The sequence below is a fragment of the Glycomyces tritici genome, assembly GCF_030403505.1.
In genome coordinates, this window is record NZ_JAUEMJ010000005.1 from 146,348 (window position 1) to 162,882 (window position 16,535).

Sequence of the window (16,535 nt, forward strand, 5' to 3'; positions counted from 1 at the left end):
CTGGGCGGGTTTCGGTGACCCGCCCAGGACAAGGACGCCAATGACCGCACCAGTGCCCGGCCCGAGGGCGCTCGTAACGTACATCCGCACCGGCGGCCGCGAGGCCCGCATCGCCTACCGCGACCTGCCGGAGAAGGAGCGGTTCGCCTACCACGCCCTGGTGCGCCGCGTGTTCGAGACCGCGCTCGCGCACCACTTCGGCAGGCACCCGTCCCGGGAGCAGGTGCTCGAACTGGTCGAGCGCGTCGGCGACCGACACCCGCAGTACGCGGGCGGCGTCAGACGCGTCGTTCGCTCCACTGCAGAAGGAACCTCCAGCGGCGGCATGAGCGTGCGCCAGGTGCTCACCGCGCAGCACCTCGTCATCCGCGAGATCGCCAAGCTCCACCCGGCCTTCCTGGACCGGGCCGACGAGATCGTGGAGCCGACCGCCGAGTTCACCGGCACCGACCCGCACCACGCCGTGAAGGTGACGATCAACCTCGACGGGACGCTGCGCGAACTCGAACTCCTCCGCGGGGTCGAGCGCATCGGCGGCCGGACGCTCGGCATGTGCCTCGTCCGCGCCTGGGTGGCGGCCGAGAAGCAGCGCTGGCGCCGCGCGAAGGAGCTCGGCCAGTACGACGACTTCCCCGAGATCGGATCGGGCAAGGGCAGGGGCGACGCCTATCGGCGCGAGGCGTACTCCACCGGCCGGCTCTGCCGCGCCACCGTGGACCGGTACGGCCGCCTGCGCGCCTTCACGTTCATGCGCACCGCCCTCTTCGACGACGGCCGCATGGCCCTCGCCGCCCAGATCCGCGAGGCGGTCAACGCGGCCCAGGCCCCTCTGCGGGTCTCACTCGGACTCCTCGGCGGCTACGGCCTCGACCACCTCGTCGAGGCGGGCTTCGCGGGAGGCCTTGACCAGGACGACGTCGCCGGGGGCGAGGAGTCCGCGGAGACGGCCAACCGCTGATCCGTTGTCGCGCAAAGCGACAGCGCGTGCGCCCGCGCCTTCGGCGATCAGTCGCGCGGTCGCGCCGACCGCGATCACGATGTCGGCCCGTGCCGCGGCGTACCGTCCGATCGCGCGGTGCTCGCTCTCGCTCGCGTCGCCGAGTTCGGCCATGTCGCCGAGGACGGCGATGCGGCGCGACCCCTCGATCGCCGCGAGGGCGTCCAGGGCGGCGCGGGCCGAGTCCGGGTTGGCGTTGTAGGAGTCGTCGAGCAGCACGACCCCGCCGGGGAGGTCGCGCAGTTCCATGCGCCACTTGGAGAGCGCGGCGCCGGCCAGCGCCTTCGCGGACGCCTCCAGCGCAATCCCGGCGGCGAGGCCCGCGGCCGCGGCGGCCGCCGCGTTGCACGCCTGGTGGGCGCCGACGAACGGCAGCGTGAGACGCGTTGCGGCGTCGGCGGTCTGGAGCGTGAACGTGGGCCGGCCGCGCCGGTCCAGCGTCAGGTCGAGGACCCGCACGTCGGCGTGCCCGGCCCGGCCGAACGTGAGGACCGGGCCGTCGGTGAGCGCCCGCATCGCGGCCACGGCCGGATCGTCGGCGTTGAGGACGGCGGTCCCGCCGGGCGCAAGGCCTTGCACGAGTTCGCCTTTGGCCTTCGCGATGGCGCCGCGCGTTCCGAAGTAGCTCAGATGCGCCTGGCCGACGTTGAGGACGACGCCGATGTCCGGCGGCGCCAGCGCTGCGAGCGCGCCGATGTCGCCGACGCGGCGGGCGCCCATCTCCAGAGCGAGGCAGCGGGTGTCGGCGTCCACTCGGAGCATGGTGATCGGCACGCCGAGCTCGTTGTTCATCGAGCCGACCGTGGCGACCGTGGGCGCGGCGCCCGACAAGACGGCCCCGACCAGGTCCTTGGTGCTGGTCTTGCCCTGGGAGCCGGTGACGCCGACGACGACCAGCCTGCTGCGCAGCCGCGCCACGACGTGCGCGGCGAGCGCCTGCAGGGCCGCCTGCGCGTCCGCGACGACGACCGTGGGCAGCGCCGTGGGCCGCGAGCCGAGCACCGCGACCGCACCGGCCTCGCCGGCCTGACCGGCGAAGTCGTGGCCGTCCACGTGCTCGCCGTCGAACGCGACGAAGAGCCCGCCGGGTTCGGCGAGGCGGCCGTCGAGCACGGCCGGGGCGGTCACCGTCACGTCCTCACCGGCGACGGTCCCGCCGGTGATCGCGGCGATCGCACTGAGGCGGAGCGCGATCATGACCGCGCTCCGCTGCGTTCGGTTCCATGCATCGGCACAGGTGTCATCCGCAGAGGTTTCATGCGCGCAGGTTTCATGGGGACAGTCAAGGCGGTCCGCCGTTGCACGGGCGTATGCGCTTTTCGATACGCCCGCGATACGCCCGGCCTATCGTCGGCATATCGAAAACGCCATACGCTCCGACAACGCTTCGCCCCGTTGACTGTGCGCATGCTCAAGAGAGAACCGGCCGGCATCACGGTCTACGGCGCCGACGAGGACGAGGCCGCGCTGTTCCGCGCGCTGGCGCCGCGCTTCGGCGTCGCGCCGACGATCACCGGCGAACCGGTGTCCGAGGCCAACGCCGACCTCGCGGCGGGCGACCGGTGCATCAGCATCGGGCACAAGACCCGCGTCACCAGCGCCGCGCTGCGCGCGCTCGGCCGCGCCGGCGTCGCCTACATCTCCACCCGCAGCATCGGCTTCAACCACATCAGCGTGCAGTACGCGCAGAGCCTGGGCATCGAGGTCGGGAACGTCGCGTACTCCAGCGACAGCGTCGCCGACTACACGCTCATGCTCATGCTCATGGCGGTACGGCACGCCAAGTCCACCGTCCTGCGCGCCGAGGTCCACGACTACCGGCTCCACGAGTCGCGCGGGAGGGACCTGCGGGACCTCACCGTGGGCGTGGTCGGCACGGGCCGCATCGGCGCGGCGGTCGTGGACCGGCTGCGCGGCTTCGGCTGCCGCATCCTGGCCCACGACAACACCGCCAAGGCCGCCGCCGAGTACGTGCCGCTCGACGAGCTGCTGCGCCGCAGCGACGTCGTCACCCTCCACACCCCGCTCAACCCGGGCACCCACCACCTCCTCGACCGCCGGCGCATCGCGCTGATGCGCCGGGACGCCTATGTCGTCAACACCGGGCGCGGCGCACTCATCGACACCGAGGCCCTGGTCTCGGCCCTGGAGAGCGGCAGGCTGGGCGGCGCGGCCCTGGACGTGGTCGAAGGCGAGGAGGGCGTCTTCTACACCGCGCACCGGGACTCGCCGGTCGAGAGCAAGCCGCTGCTGCGCCTCCAGCAACTGCCCAATGCGCTCATCAGCCCGCACACCGCCTACTACACCGACCGCGCGCTCCGCGACACGGTCGAGAACTCCATTGTGAACTGCCTGCGATTCGAGAAGAGGAAACAGCATGGCTGAGTTGAAGATCGGCATCGTCTTCGGCGGCTGCTCCGAGGAGCACCCCGTGTCCGTCAAATCCGCACGCGAGGTCGCCGGGAGCCTCGACCTCGCCAGGTTCGAGCCGTACTACATCGGGATCACCGAGAGCGGCGCGTGGCGGCTCTGCGACGACCCCGGCCCCGGTTGGGAGGACGGCCGCCCGGCCGTGCTCTCGCCCGACCGCACCGCGCCCGGACTGCTCGTCCTCGACGGCGACCGGTACGAGACGATCCGGCTCGACGCGGTGGTGCCCGTGCTCCACGGCAGGCTCGGCGAGGACGGAGCGATCCAGGGCCTGCTCGAACTCGCCGGCATCCCGTACGCGGGCTGCGACGTCCAGAGCTCCGCGCTGTGCATGGACAAGACCCTCGCCTACCTCGTCGTCCGCGAGGCCGGCATCGCCGTGCCCGCCTTCTGGACCGTCGACACCGACGACAAGAGCGACGTCGAGAAGATCGACGCCGCGGCCCTGCCGTACCCCGTCTTCGTCAAACCGGCCCGATCCGGCTCCTCCTTCGGCGTCACCAAGGTGACCCGCGAGGCCGACCTAGAGGACGCGATGGACACCGCCAGGCGGTACGACGCGAAGGTCCTCATCGAGGAGGCCGTCGACGCGAGCGAGATCGGCTGCGCCGTCCTCGGCAACGGCGCCGAGCTGTTCGCCGGCGAGGTCGACCGCGTCGCGCTCTCCCACGGCTTCTTCAGGATCCACCAGGAGGACGCGCCCGAGACCGGCTCGGAGAACGCGCAGTTCATCGTCCCCGCCGACATCCCCGCCGAGTCGCGCGCGCTCGTCCAGGAGACGGCCAAGGCGATCTACCGCGCCCTGGGCTGCCGGGGGCTCGCGCGGGTCGACCTGTTCCTGAAAGCGGACGGGACGGTCGTCCTCAACGAGGTGAACACCATGCCCGGCTTGACCTCGTACAGCCGCTATCCGAGAATGATGGCGGCCTCGGGGCTGCCGCTCGCCGAGGTGATCGACCGGATGGTCGCACTGGCGATGGAGGGGACGGCCGTTGCGCGATGACTTCGCCTACGTGGACGACGCGGTGCCCGGCATCCGCTGGGACGCGACCTACGCGACCGCCGAGAACTTCATCGGCGCACCGGTCGACGGCTACCTGACGGACCGCGTCGTCGGCACGCGGGCGCTGTGCGCGGCCCTCACCGAGGCGCAGGGGAAGGCGGCGTCGATCGGCCTCGGCCTGCTCGTCTGGGACGCCTACCGGCCACAGCGCGCCGTCGACCACTTCCTGCGGTGGGCGGCGCAGCCGGAGGACGGCCGCACGAAAGCGGGGCACTACCCGAACATCGAGCGGTCCGAGATGGTCGCGAAGCAGTACGTCGCCCCCAAGTCGGGCCACAGCCGCGGCAGCACCGTCGACCTGACGCTCTGCCGACCCGACACCGGCGAACCGGTCCCCATGGGCGGCCACCACGACCTGATGGACCCGGTCTCGCACCACGGCGCGTCAGGCATCACCCGCGTCGAGACCGCCAACCGCGCACTCCTGCGATCCATCATGGAGGATTGCGGTTTCCTGCCGTACCAGTGGGAGTGGTGGCACTACACGCTCAAGAACGAGCCGTACCCGGACACGTACTTCGACTTCCCCGTCGCCTAGGTCGCGGCGGCGGGCAGCCGGACTTCCACTCGGAGGCCGCCCTCGGGGCGGGCGGACAGGGTGAGCCGCCCTTCGTGGGCCTTGACGATGTTCTCGACGATCGCCAGGCCGAGGCCGACCCCCGCATGGTCGGCGTGGACGCGGCGCGTGCCGCGCTGGAAGGGCTCGGTGAGCGTCGCGACCAGGTGCGGCTTGATCTCCGCGCCGGTGTTCTCGACCGTGAGCACCGCCGCGTCCACCTGGGCGGCGGTCGTGACCCACACGGCCCCGCCCTCGTCGAGATTGTGGACGATCGCGTTGTGCAGCAGGTTCACGACCATCTGGAGCAGCAGCGCGGGCGAGCCCGCGGCCGACGCGAGATCACCGGAGACCTGGACGTCCACGCCGCGCCGCTCCGCGAGGGGCAGGAGCGTCTCGGCGGCCTCCTCCGCGGTGAGCGACAGGTCGACGGGCTCGCGGGCGAAGGCGCGCTGACCGGTGCGGCTGAGCATGAGCAGCGCCTCGGTGAGGTCGATGGCCCTGGCGTTCACGAAGTGCAGGCGGTCGACGAGTTCCGGCGTGCATCCGGCCGGGTCGCGCTGCGCCACATCGAGGAGCGTCTGCATGGTGGCCAGGGGCGTGCGCAGTTCATGGGAGGCGTTGGCGGCGAACCGCTGGTGCTCGCCCACGTTCGCCTCGATCTGCTCGAGCATCGAGTCGAAGGCGTCCGCGAGCTCGCGGAACTCGTCGCTGCGGCCGGGCATCCGGATGCGGTGCCCGAGTGCGCCTTTCGCGGCGATGCGGGTGGCGCCCGCGATCTGGTTGAGCGGGGCGAGCATCCGGCCGGCGAGGAACCAGCCGCCGACGAGGCCGAACACGAGCAGGAGGCCCATCATCAGCGCCGCCTTCGGGGCGAACGCGCGCCAGAGGTCCAGGCGGCCCGGGATGAAGAAGGTCGGCGGGCACCGGCCCCCGGTGCCCGGTGCGCAGGGCTCGCCGAGGGTGATCGCCTCGCGGGGCACGTAGCGCAGCAGGAACAGCCAGATGACGGCCAGCAGCAGCGCCCCGGCGAGCAGCAGGAGCGCGACGTAGCTGATCGTCAGTTTGAGGCGGACGCTCGAGCCGGGCCGCCTATCCACGGTCCGCGCCCGTCTCGATGCGGTAGCCGACGCCGGGCACCGTCGCGATCACCCACGGCTCGCCCAGGCGCTTGCGCAGCGCGGAGACCGTGATGCGCACGGCGTTCGTGAACGGGTCGGCGTTCTCGTCCCACGCCCGCTCCAGCAGGTCCTCGGCGCTCACCACCCCGCCCTCGGCCGCGACGAGCACTTCGAGCACCGCGAACTGCTTGCGGGTGAGCGCGACGTACTTCCCGTCGCGGAAGACCTCGCGGCGGAACGGGTCCAGGCGCAGGCCCGCGATCTCGCGCACGGGCGGGCGGTGGTGGGCCCGCCTGCGGTCGAGCGCCCTGAGGCGCAGCACCAGCTCCTTGAGCGCGAACGGCTTCGTGAGGTAGTCGTCCGCCCCGAGCTCGAACCCGGAGGCCTTGTCGTCGAGCCGGTCCGCGGCGGTGAGCATCAGGATCGGCATGCCGGTGCCGGAGTCGACGATGCTCGCGGCGACCTCGTCGCCGGAGGGGCCGGGGATGTCGCGGTCCAGGACCGCGATGTCGTAGGCGTTGACGCTCAGCATCTCCAGGGCGGCGTCGCCGTCGCCCGCGATGTCAGCGGCGATGGCCTCCAGCCGCAGTCCGTCGCGGATGGCCTCTGCCAGATAGGGTTCGTCCTCGACGATCAGCACGCGCATAGTTCCACGATGCTACGGGCCCGGACCTATCGCGGGCATATCGAAAACCGCTAACGTGCCGACAACACCGCCCCTCCTGTACTGGAGAGCATGTCCTACAGCCTTTCCGCACGAACCATGACCCGCCGGCTCCGCCGGGGGCTGGCCGCCCACGGCGTCGCCGTCCTCGCGGCGATCGCCAAGGCGCTCGGCTACCGGCTCCTCCGCATCCGCGACCGCGGCGCGCTCGGCGTGGCCGACGGCGCCGTCCCGTACCGGACCACGGTCTTCGACGACGCGGTCGCGGGCGTGGCCAACCTCGACCCGGCGCTCCTGGCCGCCGTGCGCCGGGCCGCGGCGGACGCGGCCCGCGACGGCCTCGTCTGCTACGTCAACAGCGGCTGGCGCTCGCCGGAGTACCAGCGGCACCTGCGCCGCGAAGCGGTCGCCCAGTACGGCTCCGAGGAGGCCGCCTCCCGCTGGGTGTCCACACCGGAGACCTCGGCCCACGTCGCCGGGCACGCGGTCGACATCGGCCCGCCCGCCGCCGCGGCGTGGCTGGCCCGGCACGGCGCCGCCTACGGCCTGTGCCAGATCTACCGGAACGAGCCCTGGCACTACGAACTGCGCCCCGAAGCGGTCGTGCACGGCCCGCCGCCCATGTACGACAACCCCTCCGTCGACCCCCGCAACCGGCGCTGACCAGTGCCTCCGGACCACTGCGAACGTCTGCGGAAAAAACGCGTTCGAGCGGAAGCCGCTGCGCCCGTACGATGTCGGCAGGCCCGTGCACGGCAATGCGGGCAGCGCTTCGGACGCGTTCAAGGTGCGCGGGCCGAGCTGGGGAGAGGAACCTGAAGACGATGGAGGTTCCGAGCGCCGCGCGGGCGGTGAAGGCGGCGAAGTCGACCGCCGCATCCCTCGGCCTGCGGGCCGACGACGCGGTCGTCCTGAACGACTCGAACATTCTCACACTGCGGCTCCTGCCCTGCGACGTGCTCGCCCGGGTCGTCCCCGCGGCGCATCAGAGCGCGCAGTTCGAGATCGGCATCGCCCGGCGGCTCGCCGAGTCCGGTTCCCCCGTGGCCGCGCTCGATCCGCGCGTGGAGCCGCGCGCCCACGCGCGCGACGGCTTCGACATCACATTGTGGACCTACTACGCCCCCGTCTCGGCCCGCGAGATGCCTCCGGCCGAGTACGCCGACGCCCTCGCGCGGCTGCACGCAGGCATGCGGTCGATCGACCTGCCCGCGCCGCACTTCACCGACCGGGTCGAAGAGGCGCAGCAGATCCTCGCCGACCGGGAGGTCAGTCCCGAACTCGCCGAACCGGACCGGAAGATCCTGGCCGACACCTTGCGCGACCTGCGGGGCGCGATCGCCGGGCGCGGCGAGGACCAGCTGCTGCACGGCGAGCCGCACCCGGGCAACCTGCTCGCCACCGCGCAAGGGCCGCTGTTCATCGACTTCGAGACGTGCTGCCGCGGGCCCGTCGAATTCGACCTCGCGCACGCGCCCGACGAGGTGGCCGACCACTACCCGGGCGTCGACCGGGAACTGGTGCGCCAGTGCCGCATCCTGATGCTCGCCATGGTCACCACCTGGCGCTGGGACCGCGACGACCGGCTCCCGGACGGCCGCCGCCTCGCCGAAGAGTGGATGGGCCGCATACGTTCGGCCCTCGACCGCTGAGGATTCGCCGACGGGCGCGACCGGCCTGCGGGGCGGCCGCCGACCGGCGGCACGGCCATCGCCTGCTCCGCCCGGTCCGGGCCGGGCCTGCCGGTCCGTGGCCGCGCCCCGCGATATCCTGCCGCGTCGCGTACCGCGACTACTTGCGGACCATCTCCAGCCCGGCCGGCACGGCGTCGGTGCCTTCGCCGTCGAGGGCGCGGAGCGCTTCGGCCACGAACCGCGCCACCGCGGCGGCGCCGGCGGTCGTGTAGTGCGTGTTGTCCTTCTTGAGGTCGGCGCTCACCTCGATGCCGCGCTCGGCGGCGGCGCCGTGCACGAAGAGCGCGGCCGAGGCCTCCGCGCCGAGCCACGTGTAGAGCCAGCGCGTGAAGGCGTTGAGGTCGATGACCGGCACGTCCAGTTCGTGCCCGAGGCGGCGGACCTCCGCCGGGTACGGGCCGTGCGAGTACCGCAGCGCCCCTTCGGGAGTGAACATCCGCCGTTCGACGCTGGTGGTGAGGACCGGCTTCGCGCCGGCGCTGCGGACCTCCTCGATGAACGCGGTGAGGCGCTCGCGGTAGCCGCCTTCCGCGGCGAGGGTCTCGGGCTCCTTCTGGTCGTTGTGGCCGAAGCCGAAGACCACGGTGTCGCCCGCCTGGAGCTCGTCCGTGATCAGCTTCCAGTTGCCGCGCTCCCGGAAGGTCGCGGTCGTGGCGCCGCCGAAGGCGCGGTTGCTCACCGGCTCGGTGAGGAACGCGGCGAGCTCGTCGCCCCAGCCCAGGAGCGGCAGTTCGGCGTGCCCGGAGGAGGCGCCGTCGTCGGTCGGAGCGACGGTCGAGTCGCCTGCGAGGTGGATCATGATCTGCCTTTCACGATGCGGTGGCGCGCGCCCAGACCTGGAGGAAAGCGGTTGCGCCGGGCCAACGGCATCGTAGCGACACCAGTGCCGCGAGCGCGAGCCCCGGGGAGGGCGCGGTTTCGGCCCGAATGAGCCCGCCTCGCCGCCCGATCGCCGCAGAAATTAAGAAAATCAATCTTTGACTCTTGAAAGTTAAGATCTATGCGAGTAAAAATTAAGGTATGGCAGATGAAGCATTGGACTGGCAGGAGCTCACCAACCTGACCCGCGGGCAGTCGTTCACCGTCGAGCGGGTGCGCCTCGACGAGACCGGCGTCGCCGTCGAGGGCGCGTTCGAACTCCCGCAGCTCGCGCAGCTCAGCGCCGAGGACCAGGTCTTCGTCACCGCGTTCGTGCGGTGCCACGGCTCCATCAAGGAGATGGAGCGGACCTTCGGCGTCAGCTACCCCACCATCAAGGCGCGGCTCAACCGGATCACACAGGCCCTCGACTTCGTCGAGACCGACCCGGCGCCCTCCCGCGCCGACGTCATCGAACGGCTGCGCCGCGGCGAGATCACCGCCGACCAGGCACTGTCCGAACTGGAAGGAACAGCATGATGCCGCAGCTCGTCACCGTCCGGGTCACCCGCCCCGGCCACCGCACCATACGGCTCTGGGTACCCGTGCTCCTCCTGGTGATCCTGCTTTCGCCGATCCTCCTGCTGGCGGTCCTGGGCGGCGTCCTCGCCTGCCTGATCTTCCACATGCGAGTACGGCAGACCTTCGCCGGCGTCTGGCGCGTCATCGCCGCGCTCCCCGGCTCCCGCTTCGACATCGAGCAGGGCCGCAACGCCTTCCTCGTCACCATCCGCTAAGAGAGGCCCCGCAATGAACGAACAGCGCAAAGCCATCCTGGACATGCTGGCCGAAGGCACCATCACCGCGACCGACGCCGAACGGCTGCTGGTCGCCCTCGAAGCGGGCGAGCCCGCTCCGAGCGCCGCCGGCCGACCCAAGGCGAAGTACCTCCGGCTCGCCGTCGAATACGTCGACAACGGCGAGCCCGGCCGCGTCAACATCCGCGTGCCGCTGGCCCTCCTGCGCGCCGGGGTGCGGCTCACGGCCCTCGTCCCGCCCCAGGCGCTCGAGAAGGCCAACACCGAGATGGCCAAGGCCGGCGTGCCCTTCGACCTGACCCAGCTCAAGCCCGAGCAGCTCGAAGAGCTCGTGAACCACCTCGACGAGGTGATCGTGGACATCGACAGCTCCGATGCCCAGGTCCGCGTCTTCAGCGAGTAGTCCGATGTGGCGGTTCCGAGTGGCGGCCAAGGTGACGAGGGCGCGCTGGCGGGCCGCCACCCGGCGCAGGCGCCTGCGCCGGGCCGGCTGGGCCTGACCCCACCGACCAGGTTGGACAGCTCCCGCTCCGCCTCTGCCCCATATGGTCTCGCCCCCGACCGCGCGACTTGCGCGAACCGCCGTAAACCTGGTCTTGTAGGGTGGCTGCAGCTCACCTCCTCAGCGCGAGGCCGGTCCGGAAGGCGGGAACCGACATGCAGTCCATCGACATCGACCCCGAATCGCTGCGGAAGGGCGCCGAGCAGCTGGACCAGGCCAAGGCCTCCGTCCAGGCCCGGTACGAGCAGTTCCGCACCGAGGCCGAGGCCCTCTTCGACGCGTTCGGCGGCGACGACATCGGCTCGATCCTCGGCGAGGCCCACACCGCCTGCCTCGAAGCGGCCCGAGAGTGCTTCGAGACGAACATCGAGGGCCTCGCGGACTACGCGGAGTGCCTGCGCGGCTTCGCCGACGACTACCAGGCCGCCGACGACGACGCCGCCGCGGAGCTCGACGCGCTCTTCGCCGGGCTCGTGCCGCAGCAACCGGTCCAGTAAGGAGACGCGCCCGTGGGTATGCAACTGCCGTCGGAACTCGTATCGATCCTGGGGATGCTCGGCTACAGCTGGCCGGAGTCCGACGAGGAGAAGCTCTTCGAGCTGGCCGGCACCTGGACCGGGATGGCCGGGACCATCTCCGGCTCCGTCGAGGAGCTGAACGCGGCCGCGCGTACGGTCCTGGACGCCAACTCCGGCAAGGACATCGACGCCTTCGGCGCGGAGTGGGACGACGAGGAGTCCTCCAACCGGAACATCGGCGACACCGCCGACCCGCTGAACATCATCGGCATCGGCCTCACGGCGGCAGCGGGCCTGACCCTCGCCCTGAAGGTCCAGGTGATCGTGCAGCTGGTGATCCTCATGGTCCAGATCACCTACGCGATCGCCACCGCTGCGATCACGTTCGGCGCCTCGCTGCTGCAGATCCCGATCTTCAAGACCATCACCGGCAAGATCATCGACATGCTCGTGGGCATGGCCACCGAGGCGGTGCTCAGTGGGAACCGGTAGATCGCGCAGCGCCTCCCCGCGCAAGACCACCTCCACCCGCGGAAAGCTCCTCTCGGGCGTGCTCAACAGCACCAGCACCTTCAAGACCGCCAAAGGCCCGGCGGCGCCCGCGCCGCCCAAGAAGCGCAAGCGCCCGCCGCGCCAGCCCGTCGCCAACGACCCCTACCAGCGCCCCAAGTTCAACAAGTCCACCAAGGACAAGATCTGGGAGAACGCCGAGAAGTCCAGCGCCGACGGCAAGGTCCGCGACCCGCTCACCGGCAAGGTCATGGACAAGAAGGACCGCTGGGACGGCGGCCACGCCCCCGACTGGGAGTTCCGCAAGCACAAGGCCGCAGCGGAGAAGTACGGGACGAACATCTACCCCCGCAGCCAGTTCGTCAAGGACTACAACACCCCCGACCACGTCATCCCCGAACTGCCCAGCTCCAACCAGAGCCACGCGGGCGAGGGCAAGGGCGACGAGTGGGCGAAGCTCCTGAAGAACCGGTACGGCACGCCGCCCCCCTAGCGGGCGCGAAGCCAAGGTACGGTTCGACCGGTCCCCGAGTGAGTCTGTCTCCCAGTAAGGAACTGACATGGCGATTTCCGAAGCCGACCAGCGCGTCGGATTCAAGGTGGCTGACGCCTTCGACGGCGGCGAGTTCGACCGGGTCGCCCGGTTCTGGACCGAGGACGAGTCGGCGTTCGTGGACGTCGCCGAGTACGGCGGCTCGCCGGGTCCCGGCATCGCCTCCTACTCGACGCTCGGCCTCTCGGCCGCCCCGCTCATGGACGGCGACACGCAGATGCCCTTCGGCGTCGAGATCTGCGGCGCCGCGGACGACGGCTTCGACCTCTTCCCGAACATCCTCGCCTCCGCCGCGTTCCAGGTCCTCGACGGCGAGTTCGTCTACCCCGACCGCATCCTCGGCGGCATCGTGGAGGGGTACTACCCGGACCTGGAGATGAAGCACCTGCTCTTCATGAGCCCGTTCCTGTGGGGCGACCGGCTGCAGTCGTTCGACGCGGCGGGCCGCCAGGTCGCGTTCCTCCAGGCCGTGCCGATCTCGAACGCCGAACTCGAACTCGCCATGCGCACCAGCGTCGACGAGATGACCGACCTCATGATGGCCCGCGGCGCCGAACCGACCGACCTGGCGCGCGCCTCCGTCGTCTGACCCGCCCGACCAGGGCAGGGGACCCCGAATCCACGGCCACCGGGGCCGGGCGCATCACGCGCCCGGCCCCGGTGCCGCTCGCTTCAAGTGCGCTCAGCTCGACAGTGCTCAGATCTGGTGGAACTCGGTGACGGTGAGACCGCGGAAGACGGCTCGGCCCCCATCGGTGAACAGGGCCAGGCGGTCGTCCTCCGGCCGGGCGTACACCAGACTCGAGTGCACGTACCGGCCATCGTCCACGAAGACCTCCACGGACAGGTTGTCCACGAGGATCCGCAGGTGCACCTCCTTGCGGGCGGTGTCGAACGGGGTCCGGCTCTCCATCCACCGACCCGTGGGGTCCGGGTTCCCGGTGAAGGCCCGGTTGAGGTACGCGTAGCCGCCGGCGAGGTAGACCCCGGCATCGGCGTGCCGCGCGCCGTCCGAGGACAGGCGCAGTTGCAGGCCGACGTTGTTCAGCTGCTCCCAGGTGACGCGGGCCCTGACCTCGTAGGCGCGCCCCCGGTAGTCGAGCGCCGAGACGCCCTCCACCGCCACATCGCCGAACTCCACGACGCGCGACGCGCGGTCCGCGAGCGTGCGAACCGGCGTCGAGACCAATGCGCATGCAGTGCCCGTCCACTTCAGCGAGATCTCGCGGACGATCGAGTCCGTGCCGTTGAAGCCGTCGGCGTCCCACGAGGGGGTGTTGTTCGGGTAGTCCCAGTGGTTCATCCACCCGATGGCGTACCGGACCCTCGGGTCGACCTGGCCGCCGGTGCGCCGCTCCCAGGTGACCGCGCCGTACCAGTCCCAGCCGTGGTCCAGCCATTTCGGGTCCGGGTGGTCCGGGACGAACGTCGTGCCGTTCCACTCGCCCGTCCAGTACGCGTAGGTCGCGGGCCCGCCGGAGCCCTTGGCGTTGGCGCTGGCGCCGAGCACCCAGCGGGCGGGACCGGTGGCGGATTCGAGCCGGAACAGGTCGGGGCATTCGAGCACGCCGATGCCCTGCTTGATGAAGCCCTCGGTGTACGCCCAGCTCTTGAGGTCGGCGGAGCGGTAGAACCCGATCTTGTCGTTCTCGGCGAGGGCCATCACCCACTGCGAGCGCTGGGCGTCCCAGACGACCTTCGGGTCGCGGAAGTCGACGACGCCGGGGTTCGGCAGCACGGCGGGCTCATGGCGGCCGAAGGTCCGGCCGCCGTCGGTGGAGTAGAAGAGGAACTGCGCCTGGCGGTGGGGGGCCGGGGCGAAGCGGTCCTCCTGGGTGGCGAGGGCGATGATCGCCCCCGCGCCGAACCCGGCGGTGTCGGCCTCGTCGACGACGAGGCAGCCGGACCAGATCGAGCCGTTCGGGTTCGTCTCCTTCGGAATGGCGGTGCCGAGGTCGGTGAAGGCGACATTGTCGTCTGAGGCGGCGATCCGCCATGAGGTGCCCGTGCCGAGATTCGGGTAGTCCTTGTTGTAGAGGTAGTAGTAGTACGTCTTGCCGTCCACATGGATCGGCCGCTGGGGATCGTTCTTCCAGTGGTCGGGGACGGAGAAGTGGTAGACGGGCCGATAGGTCGCGTCTTGCGCCCAGGAGGGGCTTCCCATCAGGCTCACCGTGCCGCCGAGGGCGGCGGCGCGCAGGAGGTTCCTTCTTGAGGCTCGCAGCATCGTCGCTCCAGACTCGTGCTTTTGCAATCGGACTTGACGTCCACAGCGTAAATAGTTAAGCGAAGTTAAATCTATCGATATTAGAGGTTAATATCGGTTAATTCGGAATGGCCGATCCGCCTATGTGAATCGGCCATTCCGAATGGTTCGAGGTCACATTTCCGATCGGTACGGCGGGTTCGCGCCCGCTCGGGAGCAGGTGATGGCGGCGACCTTCGCGGCGAATTCGACCGCCTCGCGTGCCTCGGATGCGGTGAGGCGGGCGAGGTCGTCAGGGCGCAGGCGCCCGTTGCGGCCCAGCCAGTCCAGCAGCGCGCCGCTGAACGAGTCGCCCGCGCCGACCGTGTCGACCATGTCGACCGGCGCGGCGGGCACGGCGAACGAGGCGCCGCCGGTCCGCACGAGTGAGCCCTCGCCGCCGCGTGTGATCACGACCAGCTTGCGGCCCTCGGCGATCCAGGCGTCGGCGTGATCGGCGGGGTCGGTCCCGGGCCAGATCCATGCCAGGTCTTCGTCGGAGACCTTCACGATCGCCGCGAACCCGAGCCAGCGCTCCAGGCGCGCCCGGTAGGCCTCGCGGTCGCCGAGGAGCGCCGGGCGCACGTTCGGGTCCAGGCTGATCGTGGTGCGCGCGCTCAGCTCCTCGAGCCACCGCGCGATCACCGGCCCGCCGGGGTCGACGGCGAGCGCGAGCGATCCGGCGTGCACCGCGTCCAGGCCCGGGTTCGGGGGCAGTTCGGTCGGGGCCCATTGCCAGTCGGCGGTGCCCTCGACATGGAACGCGTAGCTCGCCGACCCGCCCGGATCGACCGAGACGATGGCCAGACTCGTCGGCTCCGGTGCGTCCACGATCCATTGCAGGTGCACATCGGACTCGGCGAGGTGCGTGCGCAGCAGCTTCCCGAAGGCGTCGCCGGAGAGCCGCCCGAGGAAGGCGACCTCGGCGCCCAGGCGCCCCAGGGCCACGGCCACGTTCATCGGGCTGCCGCCGGGGTGGGCGACCGGATGGCGGGCGTCCTCCTGGTCGACCTTCAGGTCGATGAGGGCCTCGCCGATGACTCCGATCACGCGCGTACCAGCCTTTCGCCGTCCCATCGCACCGGAATCGGGTCGGTGAGCTCGCCGACGAACTCGCCGTCCTCGATGTTGCGGAAGCCGATGATAACCGTCTGCCCGTCCACGTCGTGGAGTCTCGCGGCGTACAGGCTCTCGTGCGCGAACGGGCGGGCCTTGGCGATGTCGAAGGCGACGCCGTCGAGCCCTCCGGTCGGGTCGTCGACGGGGACGACGTAGTTGTCCCCGGTCTCGCCCAGTTCCCGGCGCGCGTCGCCCGCTTCGGCCTTGCCGCAGCAGAACAGCAGCAGCCACTGGCCGTCCACCCGGTGCAGCTGGGTGACCTCGATCTGGCCGAAGCCGAGCGCGTCGGGGCGGCTCAGGGGCGCCAGCACCTCCCAGGTCTCCAGGTCCGCCGAGCGGGCGTGGCCGACGACGCCGCGTTCGCGGGTCGGTTCGGGCCCTTCGGCTCTGGCGGTGAACAGCATGTGCCAGCCGTCCTCGGCGCGGAACACCCACGGGTCGCGGCAGGCCTCGTCGAACCAGTCCGACGCGGGGGAGAACCGCTCGTAATGGCGCGGGTCGGCTTCGACCTGCGGGCCCGGTTCGCGGTGCCAGACGAGGAGGTCGTCGGAGACGGCCGAGCCGATCCGCTGCACGTTCCCGCCCTCGGCCCGGGAGACGCCGGTGTAGAACATGCGCCACCGCCCCGAGTCCTCCCGCACGATGGAGCCGGTCCAGGTGGCCTGGTCGTCCCAGGCCGGGGCGTCGGCGAAGACCAGCGCGTCGGGCAGGAGCGTCCAGTCCAGCAGATCGGCGGAGACGGCGTGCCCGATGGAGGCGCGGTGGTGGCGGCGGCCCTCCTCCTGGAGCGCCCGGGAGGCGCGCAGGAAGAACACGTGGTGGCGGCCGTCATCGTCGGTCGCGTACCAGGAGTCCCAGACCCAGTGGTCGGCGAGCTTGAGCATGAG

Annotated in this window: 20 protein-coding genes; 13 read left to right on the forward strand and 7 right to left on the reverse strand. The window is 71.0% G+C overall.

The genetic code is table 11. The features are described 5' to 3' along the window. Positions 1–40: 40 nt before the first annotated feature. Complete coding sequence (locus QWI33_RS17535) at positions 41–958, forward strand: hypothetical protein (protein ID WP_289958438.1); 918 nt, start codon at positions 41–43, stop codon at positions 956–958. Here QWI33_RS17535 and QWI33_RS17540 read toward each other — a convergent pair. Then, a complete protein-coding gene (locus QWI33_RS17540) occupies positions 839–2,194 on the reverse strand; it encodes a UDP-N-acetylmuramoyl-tripeptide--D-alanyl-D-alanine ligase (protein ID WP_289958439.1) in 1,356 nt (451 codons plus the stop codon). The two genes, QWI33_RS17535 and QWI33_RS17540, sit on opposite strands and share 120 nt — an antisense overlap. A gap of 210 nt (positions 2,195–2,404) precedes the next feature. Between QWI33_RS17540 and QWI33_RS17545 the strand changes: the two genes are divergently transcribed. From QWI33_RS17545 to vanX, 3 genes are read left to right on the forward strand one after another with little or no spacing between them, the layout of a single operon-like run. Next, positions 2,405–3,382, forward strand: a complete 978-nt coding sequence (locus QWI33_RS17545) for a D-isomer specific 2-hydroxyacid dehydrogenase family protein (protein ID WP_289958440.1) — start codon at positions 2,405–2,407, stop codon at positions 3,380–3,382. After that, positions 3,375–4,430: a D-alanine--(R)-lactate ligase gene (vanA, locus tag QWI33_RS17550; RefSeq protein WP_289958441.1), complete on the forward strand. Its 1,056-nt coding sequence runs from the start codon at positions 3,375–3,377 to the stop codon at positions 4,428–4,430. Before QWI33_RS17545 ends, vanA begins: the two co-directional genes overlap by 8 nt. Beyond that, positions 4,420–5,028 (forward strand): D-Ala-D-Ala dipeptidase VanX, encoded by a 609-nt coding sequence (gene vanX, locus QWI33_RS17555; protein ID WP_289958442.1) that lies wholly within the window; start codon positions 4,420–4,422, stop codon positions 5,026–5,028. The genes vanA and vanX overlap by 11 nt, the downstream gene beginning before the upstream one ends. On the opposite strand, the gene QWI33_RS17560 is transcribed toward vanX, so the two are convergent. Further along, positions 5,025–6,146: a sensor histidine kinase gene (locus QWI33_RS17560; protein ID WP_289958443.1), complete on the reverse strand. Its 1,122-nt coding sequence runs from the start codon at positions 6,144–6,146 to the stop codon at positions 5,025–5,027. The two genes, vanX and QWI33_RS17560, sit on opposite strands and share 4 nt — an antisense overlap. Further along, on the reverse strand, positions 6,139–6,813 hold the full coding sequence (locus tag QWI33_RS17565; protein WP_289958444.1) for a response regulator transcription factor: 675 nt from the start codon (positions 6,811–6,813) through the stop codon (positions 6,139–6,141). Before QWI33_RS17565 ends, QWI33_RS17560 begins: the two co-directional genes overlap by 8 nt. A 117-nt stretch (positions 6,814–6,930) precedes the next feature. On the opposite strand from QWI33_RS17565, the gene QWI33_RS17570 reads away from it, so the two are divergent. Next, positions 6,931–7,494 (forward strand): M15 family metallopeptidase, encoded by a 564-nt coding sequence (locus QWI33_RS17570; RefSeq protein WP_289958445.1) that lies wholly within the window; start codon positions 6,931–6,933, stop codon positions 7,492–7,494. A gap of 161 nt (positions 7,495–7,655) precedes the next feature. Continuing rightward, positions 7,656–8,483, forward strand: coding sequence for a phosphotransferase (locus QWI33_RS17575; RefSeq protein ID WP_289958446.1), 828 nt, complete (start codon positions 7,656–7,658; stop codon positions 8,481–8,483). Positions 8,484–8,622: 139 nt separating this feature from the next. On the opposite strand, the gene QWI33_RS17580 is transcribed toward QWI33_RS17575, so the two are convergent. Continuing rightward, the gene (locus tag QWI33_RS17580; protein ID WP_289958447.1) at positions 8,623–9,324 is read right to left on the reverse strand and encodes a GDSL-type esterase/lipase family protein; all 702 of its coding nucleotides are present in this window, start codon (positions 9,322–9,324) and stop codon (positions 8,623–8,625) included. Between the two features lie 221 nt (positions 9,325–9,545). On the opposite strand from QWI33_RS17580, the gene QWI33_RS17585 reads away from it, so the two are divergent. From QWI33_RS17585 to QWI33_RS17615, 7 genes are all read left to right on the forward strand, one after another. Continuing rightward, a complete protein-coding gene (locus tag QWI33_RS17585; protein ID WP_289958448.1) occupies positions 9,546–9,923 on the forward strand; it encodes a DUF2089 domain-containing protein in 378 nt (125 codons plus the stop codon). Further along, positions 9,920–10,180 carry a hypothetical protein gene (locus QWI33_RS17590; RefSeq protein ID WP_289958449.1) on the forward strand — a complete coding sequence of 87 codons (261 nt, stop codon included), beginning with the start codon at positions 9,920–9,922 and terminating at the stop codon, positions 10,178–10,180. Before QWI33_RS17585 ends, QWI33_RS17590 begins: the two co-directional genes overlap by 4 nt. Positions 10,181–10,193: 13 nt before the next feature. Further along, positions 10,194–10,604: an SHOCT-like domain-containing protein gene (locus tag QWI33_RS17595; protein WP_289958450.1), complete on the forward strand. Its 411-nt coding sequence runs from the start codon at positions 10,194–10,196 to the stop codon at positions 10,602–10,604. Between the two features lie 254 nt (positions 10,605–10,858). After that, positions 10,859–11,200 (forward strand): type VII secretion target, encoded by a 342-nt coding sequence (locus QWI33_RS17600; protein ID WP_289958451.1) that lies wholly within the window; start codon positions 10,859–10,861, stop codon positions 11,198–11,200. 18 nt (positions 11,201–11,218) lie between these two features. Continuing rightward, on the forward strand, positions 11,219–11,713 hold the full coding sequence (locus QWI33_RS17605) for a WXG100-like domain-containing protein (protein WP_353895509.1): 495 nt from the start codon (positions 11,219–11,221) through the stop codon (positions 11,711–11,713). Next, positions 11,700–12,224: a GH-E family nuclease gene (locus QWI33_RS17610; RefSeq protein ID WP_289958453.1), complete on the forward strand. Its 525-nt coding sequence runs from the start codon at positions 11,700–11,702 to the stop codon at positions 12,222–12,224. Before QWI33_RS17605 ends, QWI33_RS17610 begins: the two co-directional genes overlap by 14 nt. Before the next feature lie 67 nt (positions 12,225–12,291). Beyond that, on the forward strand, positions 12,292–12,873 hold the full coding sequence (locus QWI33_RS17615) for a suppressor of fused domain protein (protein WP_289958454.1): 582 nt from the start codon (positions 12,292–12,294) through the stop codon (positions 12,871–12,873). Between the two features lie 108 nt (positions 12,874–12,981). Here the strand turns inward: QWI33_RS17615 and QWI33_RS17620 are convergent, their stop codons facing one another. From QWI33_RS17620 to QWI33_RS17630, 3 genes are all read right to left on the reverse strand, one after another. After that, positions 12,982–14,511 (reverse strand): glycoside hydrolase family 32 protein, encoded by a 1,530-nt coding sequence (locus QWI33_RS17620; protein ID WP_289958455.1) that lies wholly within the window; start codon positions 14,509–14,511, stop codon positions 12,982–12,984. Between the two features lie 153 nt (positions 14,512–14,664). Next, a complete protein-coding gene (locus tag QWI33_RS17625) occupies positions 14,665–15,579 on the reverse strand; it encodes a carbohydrate kinase family protein (RefSeq protein WP_289958456.1) in 915 nt (304 codons plus the stop codon). Next, positions 15,576–16,532 carry a glycoside hydrolase family protein gene (locus tag QWI33_RS17630; RefSeq protein ID WP_289958457.1) on the reverse strand — a complete coding sequence of 319 codons (957 nt, stop codon included), beginning with the start codon at positions 16,530–16,532 and terminating at the stop codon, positions 15,576–15,578. The genes QWI33_RS17625 and QWI33_RS17630 overlap by 4 nt, the downstream gene beginning before the upstream one ends. Positions 16,533–16,535: the final 3 nt, after the last annotated feature.